Genomic DNA, 4,802 nt, shown 5'->3' with positions numbered 1-4,802 from the left:
GACCTCTGGCCGCCCGGTCGCGCCGGCGCCGGCACCTTCGACCACGACGCCGCCGACAACGACGCCGCCGACAACGACACCACCGGCGCCCTCCACCGGTGGCCGGCCACCGCCGCCGCCGCCCGAGTCTCCGGCCGCACCGCCACTGACGCCGAGGCCGACGGTCGCCCCCGCACCTCCGCCGGTGCGCTGATTCCGCCACTTTCATCCACAGGAGCAACCATGTCACGACAACTTCACCGCATCACCGCCGCCTGCCTGCTCATGGCCGGCACGCCAGCCGCGTTTTCGCAAGGGCTGGGCGCCGCACCGACGTTCGACAAGCCGCAGTACTTCGTCAACGAGAACGCCACGCTCGCGATCAGCGGCCAGGGCACCTGCAAGAACATCGAGGTGGACTGGGGCGACGGCAGCAAGCAGGTGGTGCCCAGCTTCGACTTCGGCGCGGTATCCGGCCAGAACAAGCTGAGCGTCACGCACAAGTACGCAACCGCGAAGTCCTACTTCCTCTCGGTGAAGACCATCCCGGGCCCCACGCTTGCGGAGCAATGCGGTTCCCGCAGCGCGAGCACGGTGGTCGTGCAGGCCGGCAAGCTGACCAAGGTGTCGGCGTCCCCCACGACTCCCACGGCGGGGCAGCCGGTGGAATTGATCGTCGAAGGCGACGGCGTGTGCCCGGCCGATGCGGTGATCCGCGTGTCGCCCGCGGCTGGAGGCGCGGCGCAGACGGTCGGCGCGGTGTTCGCGAAGAACGCGCCCTGGCCAAGGAAGGTGAGTTTCGTGCCGCCTGCGGCCGGCACTTTCATCATCGGCCACTCGGTGGCGCCCGGGCAGAACATCGCCGCCTCCGTGGGCTGCTTCAGCATGCCCGCCGGCAGCGACGGCAAGTTCACGGTGCAGGCCGCGCCGGCCGGTCCATCGGTGGGACTGCAGCCCGCAGCAGGGGTGGTGGCGAACCCGGGCCGGCCCGTTGCGGCGCCCGCCGGCGGCTCGAGTCCCATCGACCAGACGGCCGGGCTGGAGATCATGAAGCCCGGCAGCGCGCCGCCCTGCACGCCGGCGGTGAACCAGGCTTCACCCGTGGCGCTCAAGCCTGGCGACAAAGTCACGCTCGCCGGCTGCTTCGGCCTGCAGCTGGGCAAGGTGCGCCTGAAAGGCGCGGCCGGCAACACCATTGCCGAGAACCTTCCGGTCGATGCCTGGTCCGATACGGCCATCGTCGCCAACGTGCCGGCGGACCTGACGGGCCTGCCGGACCAGGGCGCCTACGTGGAGGTCACCACGGCGAAGAACCAGGTGCTCAAGCGCGATGGCATGAGCTTCGTGGCGACGCGCGAGACGCGCACGATCGCGATGCATGAATTCGACACCAAGGACGTCGCCCATGGCCTGGTGCACACCGTGGCGGCCGGCCCGAACACGCCGTTCCAGGGCGGCGTCTGCCAGACCTCGGTGTGCGCGCAGCACAAGGTGCATGCGGTGCCGAGCCCGCCCTTCTTCGGCAACGACCACTTCCAGGTGAAGCTGATCAACGGCTGGGCCTACAAGTCGCACAACCTCACCGGCGAGAATTCCGGCGCCGACGTGAACTTCCTCAACTGCCCGGTGCCGTCGGGCGTCGGCCCCAAGCCGTCGCTCATGGAGACGAACACCGGCAACCCGATGTCGTTCAAGGTCAAGAACGGCTTCACGGGCTGCCTCAGCTGGACGGCGTACCGGCTGAGCGTGCAGATCACGGGGCCGAAGGGCATGCCGTTCCGTTGAGGGCTAAACTGCGCTTCCTTCCCAGGAGCGCAGCATGAAAGCCAACAGCATCCTCGACACCATCGGTCGCACCCCGCACATCCGCATCAACCGGCTGTTCGGCACCAGCCACCAGGTCTGGGTGAAATCCGAGCGGTCCAACCCGGGCGGCTCGATCAAGGACCGGATCGCGTTGGCGATGGTCGAGGACGCGGAACGCAGCGGCAAGTTGAAGCCCGGAGGCACGATCATCGAGCCGACCTCCGGCAACACCGGCATCGGCCTTGCCATGGTGGCCGCGGTCAAGGGCTACAAGCTGCTGCTGGTCATGCCCGACAGCATGTCGGTGGAGCGGCGCCGGCTCATGCTGGCCTACGGTGCCAGCTTCGACCTGACCCCGCGCGAGAAGGGCATGAAGGGCTGCATCGCGCGCGCCGAGGAACTGGCGGCGCAGACCCCCGGCGCGTGGATTCCGCAGCAGTTCGAGAACCCGGCGAACCTGGCCGTGCACGAACAGACGACGGCGCGCGAGATCCTGGAGGACTTTCCCGATGGCCTCGACTACCTGATCACCGGCGTCGGCACCGGCGGCCACATCACCGGCTGCGCCAAGGTGCTGAAGAAGGCCTGGCCCAAGCTGAAGGTCTTCGCCGTGGAGCCGGTGGCGTCGCCCGTGCTGTCCGGCGGCGCTCCGTCGCCGCACCCGATCCAGGGCATCGGCGCCGGTTTCATCCCGAAGATCATGGACACCGCGCTGCTCGACGGCATCATTCAGGTCGATGCGGAACCGGCGCGGGAGATGGCGCGGCGCGTGGCGCGCGAAGAAGGCATTCTGGTCGGCATCTCCTCGGGTGCGACCCTCGCGGCCATCGCGCAGAAGCTGGGTGAGATCCCGGCCGGCGCGACGGTGCTGGGCTTCAACTACGACACGGGTGAGCGCTACTTGTCGGTCGAAGGCTTCCTGCCGGCGCAAGCGTAGTCATGGCGAAGGCCGCGATCCTTCTGCTGGTCGCCGTGCTGGCCGGCTGCTCGGGCATGACGCCGTACCAGCGTCCCGCTTCGCCTTGCGATGCCGGCGAGTCGACGTACGAGTGCCAGATCGAGCGCTACCACAACATCAACGTCCCATGACGGCCTGACGCGTCAGCCCCGTGGCCAATGCTGCCCGCAGGCTGCCTGCCAGGCGGCCGCGCAGCGGATCGCCGCCTTTCAGGAAGCACACGAGCAGCCGCCGCTGCGCCCAGGGCTCCTGGATCGGGATGCAGGCGAGCGCAGCATCGGGCGCATGCAGGTCGACCAGGGCCTGCGGCAGCACCGTCACGCCCGCGCCCGCGCGCACCAACTCGAGCACGCCGGCCACCGTCGGATAAGTGACGCGCGCCTCGATGCGAACGCCCAGCGCGAGGGTGCGCATCAACAGGTGCGTCGACAACGCGGTCTGCTCGCCCCATAGCACCCAGGGTTGCGCGAGCGCATCCTCGAACGCGACGCTGGCACGGGCTGCCAGAGGATGCGTGCGCGGCACGATCAGCACCAACGGATCGGGGCCCAGGTCATGCGCTGCCAAGCCCCGCGTGTCGACGGCGTCAGACACCATGCCGACGTCAGCCGCGCCGGAACGCAGAGCCTGCACCGTGGCTTCGCTCGCGCTCTCCCGCACCAGCCAGAGCGGTGATGCATCGCCCGAGGCGCACAGCGGCGCCAAGGCCTGCGTCAATGGTCGCGCCAAGGCGGAACTGTTGGCCAACAGCACGACGCGGCGCGGGTGTCCGGCCTCCTCATGTATCAGGTCGCGTTCCAGGCGCTGGACCTGCTCGAAGACCAGCCGCGCATGGCGCGCCAGCACCTCGCCCGCAGACGTGAGTGACACGCCCCGCGCATGACGTTCCAGCAGCGTGACGCCGTTGCCTTCTTCCAGGCCGCGGATGCGCGCGCTGATGGCGGCGAGCGTCAAGTGCGCCCGTTCGGTCGCGGCCGTCATGCTGCCGGCCTCGCAGACGTGGAGGAAGATCTGGAGGTCGGTCCAGCTGAAGCGCATGGGCGATTATCGGCAAGGCCGCGACCCTGACCCTCAAGCAATGGTTGATGGTCCTGCGCGCCCGCCGCCGACACACTGGCGCGATGCTCCATGACCACATCCCGCATTTCTTCCTGGTCAGCGTGATCTTCTTCGGCGCCGGCATCGTCAAGGGCGTGCTCGGCATGGGGTTGCCGACCTTCGCGATGGGGCTGCTGGGCCTCCTCATGCCCGTGCCCCAGGCAGCCGGCATGCTCACGGTGCCTTCGCTGGTGACCAATCTCTGGCAAAGCCTGGTGGGCGGTCAGCTGCAGCCGTTGCTGCGGCGCTTGTGGCCTTTGCTGCTGGGTGTGGTCGCGGGTGTCTGCGCCGCGGCCTGGTTGCCGCCGGCGAATGACCAAGTGGGGCGCGTCCTGCTGGGCGCCTGCCTGCTGGTGTACGGGGGTTCAGGCCTGGCGGGCTGGCGCTTGCGAGCGCCTTCCGCCGCCGTGCAAGCCGTCGCGGGCCCTGTTGTCGGCTCCGTGACCGGCATCGTCACCGGGCTGACGGGCATGTTCGTGATCCCCGCCGTGCCCTACCTGCAGTCCGTGCAACTCGATCGCAACGAACTGGCGCAGGCCTTGGGGCTGTCGTTCACCACTTCGACGGTAGCGCTAGCGGTGCTGCTCGCCGCGCAGGGCCAGCTGGGTTGGCAGGGCTCGCTGCAGTCCCTGCTCGCACTGGCCCCCGCGCTGGCCGGCATGGCCCTGGGCCAGAAGCTGCGGCAGGATATGAACGAGGCGCTGTTCCGCCGTTGCTTCTTCGCGGGGTTGGTTGCGCTGGGAGGATGGCTGGTGGCGCGCTGACGCCGCCGCCGATCGGGCGTGCTGGGCCGAGTCCGTGAACGGACATTTTCGGCGAGGTCTGCTTTCGACCGATTCTGTTGAAGAACTCGGTGGGTGGAGGCGGCGCCAAGCGATGCCGCCGGTCATGCGGCTCCCCGCCTCACGGCATGAATCCGCCCGATTCGCGCGGCACTTCGCCGCGCCGCTTCCTCATACAG

The 4,802-nt window shown here is 69.0% G+C and carries 5 protein-coding genes; 4 read left to right on the top strand and 1 reads right to left on the bottom strand.

The window, feature by feature from the left end; translation table 11 throughout:
- From FN976_RS28630 to FN976_RS29090, 3 genes are all read left to right on the top strand, one after another.
- On the top strand, positions 1 to 1,764 hold a 1,764-nt coding region (locus FN976_RS28630), incomplete at its 5' end, for a hypothetical protein (protein WP_222432905.1).
- Between the two features lie 34 nt (positions 1,765 to 1,798).
- Positions 1,799 to 2,722, top strand: coding sequence for a cysteine synthase A (gene cysK, locus FN976_RS28625; protein WP_145897497.1), 924 nt, complete (start codon positions 1,799 to 1,801; stop codon positions 2,720 to 2,722).
- A 2-nt stretch (positions 2,723 to 2,724) separates the two neighbouring features.
- Positions 2,725 to 2,874 carry a hypothetical protein gene (locus tag FN976_RS29090; RefSeq protein WP_186511275.1) on the top strand — a complete coding sequence of 50 codons (150 nt, stop codon included), beginning with the start codon at positions 2,725 to 2,727 and terminating at the stop codon, positions 2,872 to 2,874.
- Here the strand turns inward: FN976_RS29090 and FN976_RS28620 are convergent.
- The gene (locus tag FN976_RS28620) at positions 2,861 to 3,781 is read right to left on the bottom strand and encodes a LysR substrate-binding domain-containing protein (protein ID WP_145897495.1); all 921 of its coding nucleotides are present in this window, start codon (positions 3,779 to 3,781) and stop codon (positions 2,861 to 2,863) included. The genes FN976_RS29090 and FN976_RS28620 overlap by 14 nt on opposite strands.
- Positions 3,782 to 3,864: 83 nt before the next feature.
- Here FN976_RS28620 and FN976_RS28615 point away from each other — a divergent pair, with 83 nt between their 5' ends.
- On the top strand, positions 3,865 to 4,605 hold the full coding sequence (locus tag FN976_RS28615; protein ID WP_145897493.1) for a sulfite exporter TauE/SafE family protein: 741 nt from the start codon (positions 3,865 to 3,867) through the stop codon (positions 4,603 to 4,605).
- Positions 4,606 to 4,802: the final 197 nt, after the last annotated feature.

The organism is Caenimonas sedimenti (assembly GCF_007833165.1).
GTDB lineage: Bacteria > Pseudomonadota > Gammaproteobacteria > Burkholderiales > Burkholderiaceae_C > Ramlibacter > Ramlibacter sedimenti.
Note: the sequence above shows the minus strand (reverse complement) of the source record. Positions and strands in the feature narration are given on the sequence as shown.